18 protein-coding genes are annotated in these 17,525 nt (G+C 41.0%); 15 read left to right on the top strand and 3 right to left on the bottom strand.

The features are described from left to right. Positions 1-87 precede the first annotated feature (87 nt). The 15 genes from HG567_RS01420 to HG567_RS01490 all read left to right on the top strand — a co-directional run bounded on the left by HG567_RS01420 (position 88) and on the right by HG567_RS01490 (position 13,434). Positions 88-1,737, top strand: a complete 1,650-nt coding sequence (locus tag HG567_RS01420) for an ABC transporter substrate-binding protein (protein ID WP_202139911.1) — start codon at positions 88-90, stop codon at positions 1,735-1,737. Positions 1,738-1,747: 10 nt separating this feature from the next. Then, entirely contained in the window at positions 1,748-2,752 is a 1,005-nt protein-coding gene (locus HG567_RS01425) for an ABC transporter permease (RefSeq protein ID WP_000947996.1), read from the top strand. Beyond that, the gene (locus HG567_RS01430) at positions 2,752-3,609 is read left to right on the top strand and encodes an ABC transporter permease (RefSeq protein ID WP_000443384.1); all 858 of its coding nucleotides are present in this window, start codon (positions 2,752-2,754) and stop codon (positions 3,607-3,609) included. The genes HG567_RS01425 and HG567_RS01430 overlap by 1 nt, the downstream gene beginning before the upstream one ends. 11 nt (positions 3,610-3,620) lie before the next feature. Then, positions 3,621-4,484, top strand: a complete 864-nt coding sequence (locus HG567_RS01435) for an ABC transporter ATP-binding protein (RefSeq protein ID WP_108296399.1) — start codon at positions 3,621-3,623, stop codon at positions 4,482-4,484. Then, a complete protein-coding gene (locus tag HG567_RS01440) occupies positions 4,481-5,287 on the top strand; it encodes an ABC transporter ATP-binding protein (RefSeq protein WP_000770467.1) in 807 nt (268 codons plus the stop codon). The genes HG567_RS01435 and HG567_RS01440 overlap by 4 nt, the downstream gene beginning before the upstream one ends. Positions 5,288-5,305: 18 nt before the next feature. Then, a complete protein-coding gene (obgE, locus tag HG567_RS01445; RefSeq protein ID WP_202139912.1) occupies positions 5,306-6,388 on the top strand; it encodes a GTPase ObgE in 1,083 nt (360 codons plus the stop codon). 41 nt (positions 6,389-6,429) lie between these two features. After that, positions 6,430-7,425 (top strand): alginate lyase family protein, encoded by a 996-nt coding sequence (locus tag HG567_RS01450; protein ID WP_202139913.1) that lies wholly within the window; start codon positions 6,430-6,432, stop codon positions 7,423-7,425. A gap of 240 nt (positions 7,426-7,665) precedes the next feature. Next, positions 7,666-8,220 (top strand): YceI family protein, encoded by a 555-nt coding sequence (locus HG567_RS01455; protein WP_000738967.1) that lies wholly within the window; start codon positions 7,666-7,668, stop codon positions 8,218-8,220. A 9-nt stretch (positions 8,221-8,229) separates the two neighbouring features. Next, positions 8,230-9,522: a glutamate-1-semialdehyde 2,1-aminomutase gene (hemL, locus tag HG567_RS01460; RefSeq protein WP_202139914.1), complete on the top strand. Its 1,293-nt coding sequence runs from the start codon at positions 8,230-8,232 to the stop codon at positions 9,520-9,522. A gap of 4 nt (positions 9,523-9,526) precedes the next feature. Continuing rightward, positions 9,527-9,790 carry an AtpZ/AtpI family protein gene (locus HG567_RS01465; RefSeq protein WP_000743087.1) on the top strand — a complete coding sequence of 88 codons (264 nt, stop codon included), beginning with the start codon at positions 9,527-9,529 and terminating at the stop codon, positions 9,788-9,790. Between the two features lie 15 nt (positions 9,791-9,805). After that, entirely contained in the window at positions 9,806-10,207 is a 402-nt protein-coding gene (locus HG567_RS01470; RefSeq protein WP_033594602.1) for a hypothetical protein, read from the top strand. Between the two features lie 83 nt (positions 10,208-10,290). After that, on the top strand, positions 10,291-11,169 hold the full coding sequence (locus tag HG567_RS01475; RefSeq protein WP_202139915.1) for a carbon-nitrogen hydrolase family protein: 879 nt from the start codon (positions 10,291-10,293) through the stop codon (positions 11,167-11,169). A gap of 12 nt (positions 11,170-11,181) precedes the next feature. Beyond that, positions 11,182-12,063, top strand: coding sequence for a polysaccharide deacetylase family protein (locus tag HG567_RS01480; protein ID WP_001040399.1), 882 nt, complete (start codon positions 11,182-11,184; stop codon positions 12,061-12,063). 46 nt (positions 12,064-12,109) lie between these two features. Then, positions 12,110-12,472 (top strand): hypothetical protein, encoded by a 363-nt coding sequence (locus HG567_RS01485; protein ID WP_202139916.1) that lies wholly within the window; start codon positions 12,110-12,112, stop codon positions 12,470-12,472. Next, on the top strand, positions 12,472-13,434 hold the full coding sequence (locus HG567_RS01490; protein ID WP_202139917.1) for a CobW family GTP-binding protein: 963 nt from the start codon (positions 12,472-12,474) through the stop codon (positions 13,432-13,434). The genes HG567_RS01485 and HG567_RS01490 overlap by 1 nt, the downstream gene beginning before the upstream one ends. Before the next feature lie 5 nt (positions 13,435-13,439). Here HG567_RS01490 and HG567_RS01495 read toward each other — a convergent pair whose 3' ends face one another. The 3 genes from HG567_RS01495 to argS form a co-directional block, all read right to left on the bottom strand. Next, positions 13,440-14,585 carry a YbfB/YjiJ family MFS transporter gene (locus tag HG567_RS01495; RefSeq protein WP_101022292.1) on the bottom strand — a complete coding sequence of 382 codons (1,146 nt, stop codon included), beginning with the start codon at positions 14,583-14,585 and terminating at the stop codon, positions 13,440-13,442. Between the two features lie 498 nt (positions 14,586-15,083). Further along, positions 15,084-15,839, bottom strand: coding sequence for a HugZ family heme oxygenase (locus HG567_RS01500; RefSeq protein ID WP_000934558.1), 756 nt, complete (start codon positions 15,837-15,839; stop codon positions 15,084-15,086). 60 nt (positions 15,840-15,899) lie between these two features. Continuing rightward, positions 15,900-17,525 (bottom strand): arginine--tRNA ligase, encoded by a 1,626-nt coding sequence (gene argS, locus HG567_RS01505; protein ID WP_202163872.1) that lies wholly within the window; start codon positions 17,523-17,525, stop codon positions 15,900-15,902.

Here is a 17,525-nt window from a genome sequence, read left to right on the forward strand (position 1 = left end):
AGGTGTTTGTGAAACACCTATAAACGCTATAAAATATTTATAATTTAGATCTCTATCCTTTATAGAATTTGTTGTGGAGATTGGCTTATGAATAATGTTTTTGTTAAGGGTTTGTTTTTTTTTCTTTTATTGTTTGGGTCTTTTTTGAAAGCTTCAGAAAGCTCAAACGCCACTCTTAATCCATCTAAAGAAAATGTTTCTGTTGAAGAGCAAAAGCGTTTTGGAGGCGTTTTAGTTTTTGCTAGAGGCGCTGATGGCTCGAGCATGGATCCGGCCTTAGTGACTGATGGCGAAAGCTATGTGGCAACGGGCAATATTTATGACACGCTCGTGCAATTCAAATACGGCACCACAGAAATTGAACCCGGATTAGCGGAAAGCTGGGAAATATCCCCAGATGGTCTTGTATATACCTTTCATTTACGCAAAGGGGTTTATTTCCACCAGACGAAGTATTGGAATAAAAAAGTAGAGTTTAGCGCTAAAGACGTGCTGTTTTCGTTTGAACGCCAAATGGATAAAGCTAAACGATACTATAGCCCGGGGGCTAAAAGCTATAAGTATTGGGAAGGCATGGGCATGTCTCATATTATTAAGAGCATTGAAGCTTTAGATGATCACACCATTAAATTCACGCTTAATGGGCCAGAAGCCCCGTTTTTAGCGAATTTGGGCATGGACTTTTTGAGCATTTTGAGTAAGGATTACGCTGATTATTTGGCTCAAAATAATAAAAAAGACGAGTTGGCTAAAAAACCTATTGGGACAGGGCCTTTCAAATTCTTTTTGTGGAATAAAGATGAAAAAATCATTCTTTTAAAAAATCAAGATTATTGGGGGCCTAAAGCGTATTTGGATAAGGTGGTGGTGCGCACCATTCCTAACTCTTCCACTCGCGCTTTAGCGTTGCGTACCGGCGAAATCATGCTCATGACCGGGCCTAACCTCAATGAAGTGGAGCAATTAGAAAAAGTCCCTAATATCGTGGTGGACAAAAGCGCTGGGTTGTTGGCGAGTTGGCTTTCGTTGAACACGCAAAAAAAGTATTTTAACAACCCTTTGGTGCGTTTGGCTATCAACCATGCGATCAATGCAGATGATTACATCAAAGTGCTTTATGAAGGCTTTGCTCAAAAAATGGTCAATCCCTTCCCGCCCACCATATGGGGTTATAACTACAACATCAAACCCTACGAATACGATTTGAAAAAGGCTAAGGAGTTGTTGAAACAAGCGGGGTATCCTAACGGCTTTAAAACCACTATTTTTACCACTGCCACTCGTAACCCAAAAGGAGCGGTGTTCATACAAGCGAGCTTGGCTAAAATTGGCATTGATGTGAAAATTGAAGTGTATGAGTGGGGGGCTTATTTGAAAAGAACGGGTCTGGGCGAGCATGAAATGGCGTTTTCAGGCTGGATGGCAGACATTGCGGATCCGGATAATTTCTTATACACCTTATGGAGCGAGCAAGCCGCCTCAGCTATACCCACTCAAAACCATTCCTTTTATAAAAATAAGGAGTTTTCCAATCTGCTCATAAAGGCTAAGCGCGTTTCGGATCAAAAGGAGAGGGAAGCCCTTTATTTAAAGGCTCAAGAAATTATCCATAAAGACGCGCCCTATGTGCCTTTAGCTTATCCTTATTCGGTGGTGCCGCACTTGTCTAAAGTTAAGGGTTATAAGACGACTGGAGTGAATGTGAATCGCTTCTTTAAGGTGTATTTAGAAAAATGAAAGGGGTTGTATGCTGAGTTTTATCATTAAGCGTATTTTATGGGCGATCCCCACGCTGTTTGGAGTGAGCATTATCGTGTTTATGATGGTGCATTTAGTGCCAGGAGATCCGGCGTTAGTGATTTTAGGCGAAAAGGCCAATCAAGCCGCTATTGACGCTTTAAGAGAGCAATTTGGCTTGAATAAGCCCTTGATAGAGCAGTATTTTTTCTTTATCAATAATGTGTTGCATGGCAATTTTGGCACTTCTATCATGACCGGTGAGCCTGTGATGCATGAGTTTTGGCAACGCTTCCCGGCTACGGTGGAATTAGCTTTGATCGCTCTGTTTATGGCTCTTGTTTTGGGTATTAGCGTTGGCGTGTTAGCCGCGATCAAACGCTATAGCGTGTTTGATTATTCTAGCATGACTTTCGCTTTAGCCGGGATTTCTATGCCGGTGTTTTGGCTAGGGCTCATGCTGATTTATATCTTTAGCGTGCAATTGGGGTGGTTGCCTGTTTTTGGGCGTTTGAGCGATGTGTATTATTTAGATGGCCCCACAGGTCTTTATTTGATAGACAGCTTGATCGCAGGAGATTATGGGGCGTTTGTGGATACGATTAAGCACTTGATTTTGCCTAGCATTGTGTTAGCCACGGTTTCTACCGCTGTTATTGCGAGGATGACTCGCGCGAGCATGGCAGAAGTGTCTAAAGAAGATTATGTGCGCACCGCTAAAGCTAAGGGGTGTAGCTCCTTTAGGGTGATTTTTGTGCACACTTTGCGTAACGCTTTAATCCCTGTAACGACTATCGCAGGCTTGATGTTGGCCGGGCTTTTAGGGGGGAGCATGATAACTGAAACGGTTTTCTCATGGCCTGGGATTGGTAAGTGGATCGTCAATGCACTCAACCAGCGCGATTTCCCGATTATCCAGTCCATGTCTTTGATTATTGCCATGATGTATATTGGGGCTAATCTTTTGGTGGATATTTTATACGCTTTTATTGATCCTAGAATAAGGTTGTCATAATGGAGTCTTTTAGAGAGTTTATCCAACAATTCAAAAAAAATAAGGCGGCAGTGGTTGGTGCATGGATTGTGCTTTTGTTGGTGGTTTGCGCTGTTTTTGCACCCCTTTTGGCTCCGCATGATCCTTATGTCCAAAACGCGCAAGATCGTCTTTTAAAGCCTATATGGGAGCATGGGGGGAATGCTAAATACCTTTTAGGCACCGATGATTTGGGGCGCGATATTTTGAGCCGCTTGATCTATGGGGCCAGGATTTCTTTAACCATAGGGATTGTTTCTATGGGGATTGCAGTCTTTTTTGGCACGATATTAGGGCTAATAGCGGGGTATTTTGGAGGGAAAACGGATGCAATTATCATGCGTATCATGGACATCATGTTCGCTTTGCCCTCCATTTTATTGATCGTGATTGTGGTTGCGGTGTTAGGGCCTTCACTCACTAACGCCATGCTCGCTATTGGGTTTGTGGGGATTCCTGGGTTTGCAAGATTGGTGCGCAGTTCCGTGCTAGGCGAAAAAGAAAAAGAATACGTGATCGCTTCTAAAATCAATGGTTCTTCGCATCTTCGTTTGATGTGTAAGGTGATCTTCCCTAATTGCATTATCCCTTTGATCGTGCAAACGACAATGGGTTTTGCTTCCACGGTTTTAGAAGCGGCCGCGCTGAGCTTCTTAGGTCTTGGGGCCCAACCTCCCAAACCCGAATGGGGAGCGATGCTGATGAATTCCATGCAATACATCGCTACCGCTCCTTGGATGCTTGTTTTCCCTGGGGTGATGATTTTTTTAACGGTTATGAGTTTTAATCTGGTAGGAGATGGCATCATGGACGCTTTAGATCCCAAACGCACCTCTTAAAAGGAGCTTGCATGATTTTAGAAGTTAAAGATTTAAAAACTTATTTTTTCACCGATAAGGGCGTGAATAAAGCAGTGGATGGCGTGAGTTTTGGCTTGAAAAAGTCTCAAACACTTTGCATTGTAGGGGAGAGCGGGAGCGGGAAAAGCATCACTTCGCTCTCTATTTTAGGGTTGATTGAAAAACCAGGCAGGATTGTAGGGGGGAGCATTCAATTTTTAGGGCAGGATTTGTTGCAACTCAAAGAAAAGCAGATGCAAAAAGAAATCAGAGGTAAAAAAATTGGCATGATCTTTCAAGAGCCTATGACAAGCCTGAACCCTTCCTACACGGTGGGGTTTCAAATCAATGAAGTGTTGAAAATCCACCACCCTAACCTTAATAAAAAAGAACGCTTAGAAAGGGTGGTCTATGAGTTAGAGCGCGTAGGCATTCCCCATGCAGGGGACAAATACCACGAATACCCTTTCAATCTCAGCGGGGGGCAGCGCCAAAGGGTGATGATCGCTATGGCTATGGTGTGTGAGCCTGAAATCTTGATCGCTGATGAGCCTACGACAGCGTTAGATGTAACCATTCAAGCGCAGATTTTAGAATTGATGAAAGAGTTGCAACAAAAAAAAGGCACTTCTATTTTGTTTATCACCCATGATTTAGGCGTGGTGGCACAAATCGCTGATGAAGTGGTGGTGATGTATAAAGGGCATGTGGTGGAGCAAGCGAGCGCGAAAGAGCTTTTTGCTGATCCAAGACACCCTTATACGAAAGCTCTTTTAAGCGCGATCCCTAAACCGGGCAAAGAATACCGCAAAAAACGCTTAGAAACCGTGGATGAAAATACAGATTATTTGAGTTTTCAAAAGGAGTTGCGATGAAGCTCTTAGAAATTAAAGAATTGAAAAAATCCTATGCGATAGACAGGGGGTTATTCAAGCCTAAAAGAGTGATTCATGCACTCAATGGGATCAGTTTTGAAGTGGAACAAAATGAAGTTTTAAGCATTGTGGGGGAGAGCGGTTGCGGGAAAAGCACGACAGCTAAAATTTTAGCCGGGATTGAAAGGCAAGATAGCGGGGCGATTTATTTCAATGGCAAGCGCCATTTGCATTTTAGCAAACAGGATTGGTTTGATTACCGCAAAAAGGTGCAAATGATTTTTCAAGATCCTTATTCTAGCCTAAACCCTCGCTGGAAAGTGGGCGAGATCATCGCTGAACCCTTGCTGTTAAATTCTCATTTTTCAAAAAAAGAAATCAAAGCAAAAGTGCTAGAGATCATGCAAAAAGTGGGCTTGAAATTAGAATGGATCGATCGTTACCCCCACCAATTTTCAGGCGGTCAAAGGCAACGAATCGGCATTGCTAGGGCGCTCATTTTGCATCCTAGCGTGGTGATTTGCGATGAGCCTGTGTCTGCGCTAGATGTGTCCATTCAAGCGCAAGTGCTGAATTTGCTCTTGGATTTGCAAAAAGAAATGGGGCTGACTTATATTTTTATCAGCCATGATTTAGGGGTGGTGGAGCATATTAGCGATAAAATCATCGTGATGAATCAAGGGCAAATCGTAGAAACGGGGGATGTGGATAGCGTGATAAGCGCTCCAAAGCACCCTTATACGCAGAAATTACTCAATGCGGTGCCGCATTTGGAAAAATCCATGCAAAGATTTGCCAAATAAAAGAAAGGGTATTAAGCTGTGTTTGTAGATAGCGTGGAAATCATCATCGCTTCGGGTAAGGGGGGGCCTGGAATGGTGAGTTTTAGGCGAGAAAAGTTTGTCATCAAAGGAGGCCCTGATGGGGGCGATGGGGGCGATGGGGGCGATGTGTATTTTGAAGTGGATAACAATACCGACACTCTAGCGAATTTTAGAGGCACCAAACACCATAAGGCTAAAAACGGGGCTCCAGGAGGCACACGAAATTGCGCGGGCAAAAAGGGCGAAGACAAAATTATTGTCGTGCCGCCAGGAACGCAAGTTTTTGTAGGTGATACATTATGGCTTGATTTAGTGGAACCTAAAAAAAGGGTGCTAGCCTTAAAAGGAGGCAAGGGGGGGTTAGGGAATGCGCATTTTAAAAGCGCAACTAAACAACAACCCACTTACGCGCAAAAAGGCTTGGAGGGGGTTGAAAAATGCGTGCGTTTGGAATTAAAACTCATCGCTGATATAGGGTTAGTGGGCTTCCCTAATGCGGGTAAATCCACGCTCATTTCCACCATCTCTAACGCTAAACCTAAAATCGCTAACTATGAATTTACGACTTTAGTGCCTAATTTAGGGGTTGTGAGCGTGGATGAAAAAAGCGGATTTCTAATGGCGGATATTCCTGGCATTATTGAAGGGGCTAGCGAGGGAAAAGGCTTAGGGATTAGCTTTTTAAAGCACATTGAACGCACCAAAGTTCTAGCCTTTGTTTTAGACGCTTCTAGGTTAGATTTGGGTATTAAAGAGCAATACCAACGCTTGAGATTGGAGTTGGAAAAATTTTCACCCACTCTGGCCAACAAGCCTTTTGGGGTGTTACTCAATAAATGCGATGTTGTAGAAAACATTGATGAGATGACTAAAGATTTTTGTGCCTTTTTAAATTTGGGAGCACAAAAATTAAATGCGTTTGATTTAGAGCCGTATTTAGGGTTTTTGCACCCCAATTTAACCAGCGATTTTGAAAATAACCCTAATGAACAATCAGCGCTCTTTGTTTTACCCCTTTCAGCGGTTAGCGCTCTTAATACGCATGCGCTTAAATTTGTGTTGTTGGAAGCGTTACCCTAAAACGCTATTTTTAAAATAATCCATTAAAATAAAGGCGAGGAATGAAAAGATTTGTTTTGTTTTTATCGTTCATGTTTGTTTGCGTTTGCGTTCAAGCTTACGCCGAGCAAGATTACTTTTTTAGGGATTTTAAATCTAGAGATTTGCCCCAAAAACTCCATCTTGATAAAAAGCTCTCCCAAACAATACAGCCATGCGCACAACTTAACGCATCAAAACACTACACTTTTACTGGGGTTAGAGAGCCTGATGTCTGCACAAAGAGCTTTAAAAAATCCGCTCTCATGTCTTATGACTTAGCGCTAGGCTATTGGGTGAGCAAAAACAAACCATACGGCTTAAAAGCTATAGAAATTTTAAACGCTTGGGCTAAAGAGCTTCAAAGCGTAGACACTTATCAGAGCGAGGATAATATCAATTTTTACATGCCTTATATGAACATGGCTTATTGGTTTGTCAAAAAGGCGTTTCCTAGCCCAGAATACGAAGATTTCATTAAGCGGATGCGTCAGTATTCTCAATCAGCTCTTAACACTAACCATGGGGCGTGGGGCATTCTTTTTGATGTGAGTTCTGCGCTAGCGCTAGATGATCATGCCCTTTTGCAAAACAGCGCTAATCGGTGGCAGGATTGGATATTTAAAGCCATAGATGAGAATGGGGTTATTGCTAGCGCGATCACTAGGAGCGATACGAGCGATTATCATGGCGGCCCTACAAAGGGCATTAAGGGGATAGCTTATACCAATTTCGCGCTTCTTGCGCTAACCATATCAGGCGAATTGCTTTTTGAGAACGGGTATGATTTGTGGGGTAGTGGAGCCGGAAAAAGGCTCTCTGTAGCGTATAACAAAGCCGCAACATGGATTTTAAACCCTGAAACTTTCCCTTATTTCCAGCCTAACCTTATCGGGGTGCATAACAACGCCTATTTCATTATTTTAGCCAAGCATTATTCTAGCCCTAGTGCAAATGAGCTTTTAAAGCAAGGCGATTTGCATGAAGATGGCTTTAGGCTGAAACTCCGATCGCCATGAATTGTTTTGTATTCAAGATGATAGCGATAGCCATGCACTTTAATCTTTTTTATGAATGATTCAGAAAGTTTGGTTCAGTCAGCATTATTTACAAAAAGAGTTTAAAATAAACGCAATTGTATCTCTTGAGTCGTCTTTAGAGTGCAAATGATTATCAAAATGAATCGTTTTAGTTGTAAGCGTGCTTGTTTACACTAAAATAATAAGCGTTATTGATAAGACCACATTAAAGGATAATGAATGAAAAAAATGGTTTTGGTATCGGTTTTACTAGCAGGGTTTTTGCAAGCGGTGAATTTAGATTTATCTTCGGCTAAGCTAACATGGACAGCCTTTAAAACTAAGGCTAAAACACCAGTAAATGGGAGCTTTGAAAGCATCACCTATAAATTGGGTAAATCTCAAGATAGTTTAAAAACCCTTTTAGAAGGGGCAACTGCGAGCATGGATAGCTTGAAAGTCAATTTAGGCGATGACACTAAAAACAAAAATGTTAAAGAAGCTTTTTTCGCTCTTTTTAAAAACACTAACATCAAAGTAACTTTTAGAAATGTGATAGAAGGCGATCATGCAGGTTCTCTTACGGCTTATGTGAGGATGAATGAAAAGCTGGTGAAAGTGCCTATGCAATACACGATTGCTGAGGATAAGCTCGTGGTTAAAGGGGTTTTGGATTTATTGAATTTTGGCTTGAAAAACGAATTAGCGAGCTTGGCCAAACGATGCGAGAGCTTTCATGAGGGCTTGACTTGGTCACAAGTGGAAATCCAATTTGAAAGCATGATCAAGGGATAATGTAAAATCATGGAGTTGTTGCACAGCATTAATGATTTTAATGAAGCTAAGCAGGTGATCGCTGGGGGGGTCAATTCACCTGTGAGGGCGTTTAAGAGCGTTAAAGGCACTCCCCCCTTTATTTTAAAGGGTAAGGGGGCGTATCTTTATGATGTGGATAACAACCATTATATAGATTTTGTGCAAAGCTGGGGGCCTTTGATTTTTGGGCATGCTGATGAAGAGATTGAAGAAAATATTATTAATGCATTAAAAAAAGGCACTTCTTTTGGCGCTCCCACAGAATTAGAAACCACTTTAGCTAAGGAAATCATTTCTTGTTATGAAGGCTTAGATAAGGTGCGTTTAGTGAATAGCGGCACAGAAGCGACCATGAGTGCGATACGACTCGCTAGAGCTTATAGCCAAAAAGACGATTTGATCAAGTTTGAAGGGTGCTATCATGGGCATAGCGACTCTTTATTAGTGAAAGCGGGTAGCGGGTGCGCAACTTTTGGATCTCCTTCTTCTTTAGGCGTGCCGAACGATTTTAGCAAACACACTCTAGTGGCCCGTTATAACGATTTAAACTCCACAGAAGAATGCTTTAAAAAAGGCAATGTGGGTTGCGTCATCATTGAACCCATTGCCGGGAATATGGGGTTAGTGCCGGCTCAAAAAGAGTTTTTAATAGGGTTAAAGGCTTTGTGTGAAAAATACCAAGCGGTGCTGATTTTAGATGAAGTGATGAGCGGGTTTAGAGCGAGTTTGAGCGGTTCGCAAGAATTTTATGGCGTGGTGCCGGATTTGGTAACCTTTGGTAAGGTGATAGGTGCGGGGCTTCCTTTGGCGTGTTTTGGGGGGCGTGCGGAAATTATGGACTTGCTTTCGCCCATTGGAGGCGTGTATCAAGCAGGCACTTTAAGCGGTAACCCCCTAGCGGTGTGCGCAGGGTTGAGTGCACTTTATAAAATCAAAAGAGACAAAACCCTTTATACCCGCTTGAACGCTTTAGCCGTTCGTTTGACTCAAGGTTTAAAAAAGAGCGCTCAAAGCTATAACATCGCTTTAGAAACGCTCAATAGAGGGAGCATGTTTGGCTTTTTCTTTAACGAAAATGCGGTGCGTAATTTTGATGACGCTTTAAAAAGCGACACGGAGATGTTTGCGAAATTCCACCAAAAAATGCTCTTTAAGGGCGTGTATTTGGCATGTTCAAGCTTTGAAACCGGCTTTATTTGCGAGCCTATGACTGAAGAGATGATTGATTTAGCGATCGCAAAGGCTGATGAAAGTTTTGATGAAATCATAAAAGGTGTGTGAATTTTTGAAAAAGCCAAAGTATTATAAATTCATAGAGGGGGCGAATTATTTGAGCTTGGGGCTTTCTATGGTGGTAGCGATCCTTATGGGCGTGGCTATAGGCTATGGGCTTAAAAAGCTCACTCACATTTCGTGGCTTTTTTGGCTTGGGGTTATTTGGGGCGTGTTAGCGAGCTTTCTTAATGTCTATAAGGCTTATAAAAACATGCAAAAAGACTATGAAGAACTGGCCAAAGACCCCAAATACACACAAAATAAAACAAAATAAATACCATAAAAGCCCATGTGCCAAATCCAATGCTTGCTTATTTTACTTTTTATCAATATAGTTAGCGCGATTATCGTTTATTTTTTCCAAGCATTTCAAGGGGTTTTGAATTTTGAAGGGGGGTTTTTAGGATTTTTTATCGTGGCGTTGTCTTCGTATTACGGCGTTAAAAAGCGTTTGGATTTAAGGAAACAAAATGGAGAAAAAGAAGAAAAGCAAAAATTCCAAAAATTCGCCCTGGGTTTGGAAATGTCTTTCAATGTGTGGCGTTTAGGGGGGTATGGGGTTTTACTAGGCATTTTAGGAGCGCTTTTATTCTTGCATCTTTTTAACGGATTGTCGTTTCTTATCGGTGTGTTTGTGAGCTCGCTTTCTAGCGCGTTATTACGATTCTTAAACAATAATGGTAAGTTTTGACACAAACTCACATGGATTTTAACCCCTTTAATCCTCTTTTAATTTCTAATCCTATACAATAAAAACAAAAATGGGAGTGGATCTTGAAAACAAAAAATCCCGCCAAAAGAATCCTGAAAACCGCCGTGATTCAAATGCAATCTAAACCCTACGCCTTAAATGAAAACTTGCAATTAGCGCTCAATCTGGCCAAAGAAGCCCACGACAAAGGTGCGAATCTCATTGTTTTACCGGAATTGTTTGATAGCGGTTATTGCGTGAATGATAAAGACGCAGAGTTTGGGATAGATTTTAAAGCGATAGAGCATGGAAAGCTAAAAAACGAATCGTTGAGCGCGTTAAGCGATTTTGCAAAATCTAATAAAGTGCATCTAGTGGCATGCAGCATTGAAAAAACCAATCAAAAACTTTACGACAGTGCTTATATCATTCCACCAAAAGGAAAAATCGTTGGAAAACACCGCAAGATTTATTTGTGGGGCGATGAAAAATCACGCTTCAAAAGGGGCAAAAAATACGAGGTTTTTACGCTGGATTTTGGGGATTTTAGCGCGAAAGTGGGTTTGCAAATTTGCTATGAAATCGGCTTTGGCGTGGGTGCGAATCTGTTAGCGTTACAAGGGGCTGAGATTTTAATCTATCCTAGTGCGTTTGGCAAAGCTAGGGCTTATAATTGGGATTTATTGAGCAGGGCTAGAGCGTTAGAAAATAGCTGTTTTGTGTGTGCATGCAATCATAGTGGGGAAGAAACTAACGCTCAATTAAAACAAACGCTAGAGTTTGCCGGCGATTCAAGAATCATCGCGCCCAATGGGAAAATCATCGTGCAAGCCACTAAACTCAATGAGGTCATTATCGCTGAAATGGATTTGAACGAAGTGGCACTGCAACGCCAAAAAATCCCCTATTTACAAGATTTTGACACCAAACTCACCAAAAGGGGGTTTGGAAAACTCACTTAAAAAGGAGCGATTATGGCAAAAGAAATTTTAGTGGCTTATGGTGTGGATATTGATGCGGTGGCTGGTTGGTTAGGGAGCTATGGTGGGGAGGATTCGCCTGATGATATTTCGCGTGGGCTTTTTGCGGGTGAAGTGGGGATCCCACGGCTTTTGAAATTGTTTAAAAAATACCATCTCCCTGCGACTTGGTTTGCGCCGGGGCATTCTATTGAAACTTTTCCAGAGCAAATGAAAATGATCGTGGATGCAGGGCATGAAGTGGGCGCACATGGGTATTCGCATGAAAACCCTATCGCTATGACGGCCAAGCAAGAAGAAGATGTTTTGTTAAAAAGCGTTGAATTGATTAAAGATCTCACCGGCAAAGCCCCCACAGGCTATGTGGCGCCGTGGTGGGAGTTTTCTAATATCACTAATGAATTGCTTTTAAAACACGGCTTCAAATACGACCACTCGCTCATGCATAATGATTTCACGCCCTATTATGTGCGCGTGGGGGATAGTTGGAGCAAGATTGATTATAGTTTGGAAGCCAAGGATTGGATGAAGCCTTTAATCCGTGGGGTGGAAACCGATCTGGTGGAAATCCCTGCGAACTGGTATTTGGACGATTTACCGCCGATGATGTTTATCAAAAAATCCCCCAATAGTTTTGGTTTTGTAAGCCCGCACGATATAGGGCAAATGTGGATCGATCAATTTGATTGGGTTTATCGTGAGATGGATTATGCGGTGTTTAGCATGACAATCCACCCTGATGTGAGCGCCCGTCCGCAAGTGTTGCTCATGCATGAAAAAATCATTGAGCATATCAACAAGCACGAGGGCGTGCGTTGGGTAACATTCAATGAAATCGCTGATGATTTCTTAAAACGAAACCCCAGAAAAAAATAGCTATAACGCCAAAAAGATTTTTGGCGTTTGATTAAAAGGTTGGAAGATGTGCGTTTTATGCGGGGAGCTTATCAGTTCTTTTCACTGGAGCGATGAAAATTATGGGAGCGATGAAAATTTGAAAGAGCCAAATGCACTTATTAGCACAAATGAAAACGCCAGAGAACGCAAAAGAGCACGGCTCAAACGAGTGGGATTGCTCAATCAAATCCTGGCGTTTTATGGGCTAAAAATTAATGATTGGCAAGGCGCGAAATTTGTGCTGTGCGATAAAAAAGGGCAGAGCGTGATCGTGAATGATTTAGGCGATTTGTGGGATAAGGCGCAAAAATTAGCCAAAAAAGAGATGGACGCACTAGATTCTAATTTATTAGCGTTTTTAAACCAACAGACACACGCCACTCACTGATGCCCAAAATCCCTATCACGCTCATCACCGGTTTTTTAGGTAGCGGTAAAACGAGTTTTTTAAGCGAATATTTAAACCAAATAGATCACCAAGGCGTCGCTCTTATCATCAATGAAATCGGTCAAGCCGCTTTGGATCAGCGCATCTTAAGCGTTCAATATTGCGGTGAAAAAATGCTCTATCTTAACGCAGGGTGCGTGTGTTGCAACAAACGCTTAGATTTAGTGGAGTCTCTAAAAACCACGCTCAACAACTATGAATGGCGTGGCGAAATTCTAAGGCGCATCATCATTGAAACCACCGGTTTAGCCAACCCAGCACCGATTTTATGGACGATTTTGAGCGATGTTTTTTTAGGGGTGCATTTTGAAATTCAAAGCGTGGTGGCTTGCGTGGATGTTTTGAACGCTAAAACGCATTTAACAAACAACGAAGCTAAAGAGCAAATTGTTTTTGCTGATAGCGTTTTATTGACCAAAACGGATTTACAAAACGACAGCAGGGCTTTAACAAAACTAAAAGAACGAATACAATTCCTTAACCCTAGTGCGGAAATTTTTGACAAGAGGGCGATAGACTATGAGAGCCTCTTTTCACGCAAAAATAGAGCGCATCGTGTGATTTTGCCAACAAAAGATTCGCACTCGCAAGGTTTTGAAACTTTAAGCATTAATTTTGAAGGGGTGATGGAATGGAGCGCGTTTGGGATTTGGCTGAGTTTGTTATTGCATCAATACGGCACACAGATTTTACGCATCAAGGGGATTATTGACATTGGAAGCAATCTTTTAGTGAGTATTAACGGCGTGATGCATGTCATTTACCCGCCTAAACATATTTTAAAGGATCAAAACGGCTCTAACCTCGTTTTTATCATGCGCCATTTAGAGCGTGAAAAAGTCTTAAATTCCTTAAAGGGTTTTAAGGATTTTCTCGGCATCAAGGGTTTTGAAACCCCATAATTTTTCTATTTATTGGTAGCTGTTTGCATTTTAATGGGGAAAAGAACGATAAAGCTTAAAACCAAACACACCCCACAAATAACAAAAATCAAAACATAGCCCAAATCCCCTAAAAAGATCGTAAAAAGATACGAAAAAAGTGCTTGGAAAATGCCAAAAGAAAACACCACCCACGAAGACGCTTGAGCGAAATGCTTCGCGCCTGCAATTTTTAAAGCCATCATGCTGAATAAATTGATATTGGCGGTTGTGGCCGCTCCCATTATAAAGATGCTTAAATTGAGTAAAGAGATGTGGTGGAAAAAAATGGGTAAAAAGCATGCGATAGATTTTAAAATGAGGATAAAGATATTGGCATTTTTAGCCCCTAGTTTTTGAGCCATGGGACCACTGATTAAAGAGCCAAGCGTGGCTCCAAAGCCAAAAAACGCCCATGAAGTTCCAGCGATAGTGGGGGAGATATTTAAATGACGGATCAAATAATCCACCCAAAAAAGCGTGTGCGGTAAAAAACCAATCGCATTGAGCGCGCAAGAAACCAATAATAACCACAAATGAAAGGGGATTTTAAACGCGCTTTCTTCTTTTTTAACGGATTTTTTCCTTAAAGAGCGGGTTTTTAACCCCACTAAGGAAAGGATAAAGGCTATCAAACAACTACCCCCTAAAAAAATCCATGCCCATTTGATGTTATAAGAGCTAATCCAAGGCAGAACGAACCCGCTAAAAACAGATCCAATGCCTACGGCGCTAAAAATAAGCCCTCCCACTAAGGCTTTTTTATGTTCTTTGACATAGGGCAAAGAGAGAGGAGCGACTAAAATCATTAACGCGCTGCTAGCCACACCAGCGATAAAACGCCAGATCCAAAGCCAAAAGAAAGGGATACTATCAAAATAACAGACTAAAAAACTCAAAGCGATCAAGCCAAAACTGATTTTAGCGATGCTTTCTAATGACATCAACGGGCTTAAAAATTGGATTAAAAAACTCCCAAAAACATAACCCATTAACACCGCAATACCCAGTTGGAAGCTTTGGTGTGGGGTTAAACTCCCTGATAAAATGAGTAGGGGGATTAAAACCACATAGCCAAAACGAGCCAAGCCGTTAGACACAAAAACCCCTAAAAAGCAAACAAATACGCGCATTTTAATCCTTAACAAAGTTATAAAAAAACAAGATCTTATATTATATTGAAACTTGTTAATTGATAGTGCATAATGGGAGCGAGATGAGAATAAATTTAAGGATTATCCTTTATCAATACCCGTATTATTAAAGAGACCCCACGATTGAATGAAAAAGAGTTGGTTATTAGCGTTATAGAGCTTGTTTCAAAAGCGCTTCATAAAAACAAAGGCTTCTACTAGAATAAGGCTTTTTTGCGGTGGTGATCAATTGCTGAAACAGAGATTAATAACTATGGGCTAGGCTTAAAAAGAGCATTACTGAATAGCATAAAAGCGTTTTTTTTGTCATTTTGAGAAAATTTTGTGATTTTTTTACTTTTTGGTGCTTTTTGTGTGGTGTTAGCCCATAAAAAGGCTTTTAGCTTTTTTAAGATTAAATAGTAAAGAGCTTGATTTTGCCGTAACCTCTTTAAAAAGCACTCTTTTGGGGCGTTTGCCCCTTATGAGTGAGAAAGTTTATTTCTTGTGAGCGAAATTGTGTGGGTTGCCTTTATCCCCAACATAAGCGATTTTGTCGCCTAAAATGTCATAAGCTTGACCAAAGCCTTTCACAAAACGCCCTTCTTTGAAATCCAATGCGATCAAATGGAAATCTTGCATGGCGCGAATGGTTTTAATGCCCCCAGCACCACCGGTTTTTTCAATGAAAGAATCAAACGCTTTGTCAAACTCCGCCCCTCTTTCAATAAAACGAGCGTTGGTTTTATAACGCAAGCGTTTTCTCAAAATAGCTGATTTAGCCTTGCTCTCGTCTTCTAAAAACATCACTTCCACATTGTGGGGGTTGTTTTTAAGGCCCGCAAAATGCTCAGCCACTTCGCTCACATAAATGTAGTATTGTTTGCCATCTGTCATTAAAGGCGCATAAGAGCATACCACATGCCCATTAGGGTGTAAGGTCGCTAAACAAACAGAATCAAAGTCTTTTCTAAAGGCTTTAACTTCTTCTTCCACGCCTTTTAAATCATGGGTTTTTTCCACGCTTTGGCACAATTCAATGATAGCGTTTTTGTAGTCTTTGGGGTCTTTAACTTCGTGGTTAAATTCAATCCTTAAGGTTTGATTGTTATTGTAACCAATCACAATGCCTTGAGGATCCACGCTTTTAAAGGCGACATTTTCAGCGTGATGGACTTGTCCGAATTTTTTCAATAAACCTTTCATGTCTTCAACATGGTGAGCGTTCATGTGTTCTATAATACGATTAAGCAAAATATTCTCCTTAGTTTCAAAAAATAAGGGGAATGTTATAACAAAAAATTAAATATTAGCTTAATCCTTAGCGGAAATTTTGGTTTTGATTTCTATGCCTAAAAGTTTGAAAGCGTTGCTTAAGCTCAAGCTCACCATTAAACAAATTTTTAAAAGCTCTTTAGCTTTATGGGTGTCTAAGATTTTGCCAGCGTTATAGAAGCGGTGGAATTCTGAGGCGAGGGTTTTTGCGTATTCGCACATTTTTTGCAAGCCGTATTCTTCAAAAGAAGATTCAATTGCTTTAGGCAAGCTTAAAGCGCTAAAAAGCAAGTATTTTTCTTCAGCGTTTAAATTGGTTAAAGGGGTTTGCAAAACCTCTTCTTTAGAGAAAGGCGATTTTTCTAGCATGGTGTGGATGCGCGAATTAGCGTAATGGATATAGTAAATGGGGTTTGAGCTGTCTTGCTTTTTTAAAGTATTGACATCAAATTCTAAATGAGTGTCAAGCCGTTTGCTCAAAAAAATAAACCTTAAAGCGTCTCTACCCACATCATCAATCACATCTTTAATCAAAATGAAATTACCCGCTCTTTTACTCATCTTGTAAGGCTCGTTATCTTTGAGCAAGCGCACCATTTGAGCGAGTAAGACTTCAAGTTTGTTGGAATCATAGCCCAAAAACTCAAGGCTGGCTTTCACTCTAGCGATATAGCCGTGGTGGTCTGCCCCCCAAATGTTGATATATTTGGTGTAATTTTGCTTGAATTTTTCATCATGATAGACAATATCGCCGGCTAAATAAGTGCAACTTTTATCTTCTTTAATGAGCACCCGATCGCTTTCATCTTGGTATAGGGAGGATTTGAGCCAGATTTTAGAATCCTTTTCATAAAGGGCGTTCGCTTTTTCTAATCGTTCAAACACCGCATCTTTATGTTTAAAAATTTCTTTTTCGCTCGCATAAGAATCAAAATGAATGCCTAAAGCGTCTAAATTATCTTTAATTTCTAAAAGCATTAAATCCTTAGCATAGCCGCTTAAAACTTCAATGATAGTCTCTTCGTTTTCTTTAAAAAGGCCTGGCTCTAAATCGTTACTCGCCTTTTTGGCGATTTCAATGATGTATTCGCCCTTGTAAAAAACTTCCGGATAAGTTACGCTTTCTTTTAAAACATGCTCTCTGTAAGCGAGCCATACCGAAAGCCCTAACAAGCGGATTTGAGAACCCATGTCATTGACATAATATTCGCACAAAACTTCATGCCCTAAAAAGCGAGCGATTTTAGCCAAACTATCGCCAAACACCGCACCCCTAGCATGCCCTATGTGTAAAGGCCCTGTGGGGTTAGCGCTCACAAATTCTAAAAAGATTTTTTGAGAATGTTCGTTTTTAACTTGAGAGCCAAATTGTTCTTTTAATTCTAAAGCTTTTTGGGTGAAACACTCCAAAAAATTTAAAGAAAGCGTGAAATTGATATAGCCCTTACAAGCCACTACGCTGTCAAAAAACCCTTGAGTTTTTTTGTGCGTGCTGATTTTAAGGGCTAACTCTTCAGCGATAACTAAGGGCGATTTTTTAAAAACTTTGGCGAGATTGAAAGCAATGGGCGTAGCGTAATGCCCATGCTCTCTGTCTTTAGGGTATTCAATAATGACTTCTTCTTCTAAAATCTCTTCTAAAACGCCCTTAATGAGAGTGTGCAT

Source organism: Helicobacter pylori, from assembly GCF_016755635.1.
Classification (GTDB): Bacteria; Campylobacterota; Campylobacteria; order Campylobacterales; family Helicobacteraceae; genus Helicobacter; species Helicobacter pylori_CQ.

Excerpts from the sequence above, each read along its gene's own strand:
- HG567_RS01420 (WP_202139911.1), top strand. The coding sequence starts at position 88 with ATGAATAATGTTTTTGTTAAGGGTTTGTTTTTTTTTCTTTTATTGTTT.
- HG567_RS01425 (WP_000947996.1), top strand. The coding sequence starts at position 1,748 with ATGCTGAGTTTTATCATTAAGCGTATTTTATGGGCGATCCCCACGCTG.
- HG567_RS01430 (WP_000443384.1), top strand. The coding sequence starts at position 2,752 with ATGGAGTCTTTTAGAGAGTTTATCCAACAATTCAAAAAAAATAAGGCG.
- HG567_RS01435 (WP_108296399.1), top strand. The coding sequence starts at position 3,621 with ATGATTTTAGAAGTTAAAGATTTAAAAACTTATTTTTTCACCGATAAG.
- HG567_RS01440 (WP_000770467.1), top strand. The coding sequence starts at position 4,481 with ATGAAGCTCTTAGAAATTAAAGAATTGAAAAAATCCTATGCGATAGAC.
- HG567_RS01450 (WP_202139913.1), top strand. The coding sequence starts at position 6,430 with ATGAAAAGATTTGTTTTGTTTTTATCGTTCATGTTTGTTTGCGTTTGC.
- HG567_RS01455 (WP_000738967.1), top strand. The coding sequence starts at position 7,666 with ATGAAAAAAATGGTTTTGGTATCGGTTTTACTAGCAGGGTTTTTGCAA.
- hemL (WP_202139914.1), top strand. The coding sequence starts at position 8,230 with ATGGAGTTGTTGCACAGCATTAATGATTTTAATGAAGCTAAGCAGGTG.
- HG567_RS01470 (WP_033594602.1), top strand. The coding sequence starts at position 9,806 with ATGTGCCAAATCCAATGCTTGCTTATTTTACTTTTTATCAATATAGTT.
- HG567_RS01480 (WP_001040399.1), top strand. The coding sequence starts at position 11,182 with ATGGCAAAAGAAATTTTAGTGGCTTATGGTGTGGATATTGATGCGGTG.
- HG567_RS01485 (WP_202139916.1), top strand. The coding sequence starts at position 12,110 with ATGTGCGTTTTATGCGGGGAGCTTATCAGTTCTTTTCACTGGAGCGAT.
- HG567_RS01490 (WP_202139917.1), top strand. The coding sequence starts at position 12,472 with ATGCCCAAAATCCCTATCACGCTCATCACCGGTTTTTTAGGTAGCGGT.
- HG567_RS01495 (WP_101022292.1), bottom strand. The coding sequence starts at position 14,585 with ATGCGCGTATTTGTTTGCTTTTTAGGGGTTTTTGTGTCTAACGGCTTG.
- argS (WP_202163872.1), bottom strand. The coding sequence starts at position 17,525 with ATGCACACTCTCATTAAGGGCGTTTTAGAAGAGATTTTAGAAGAAGAA.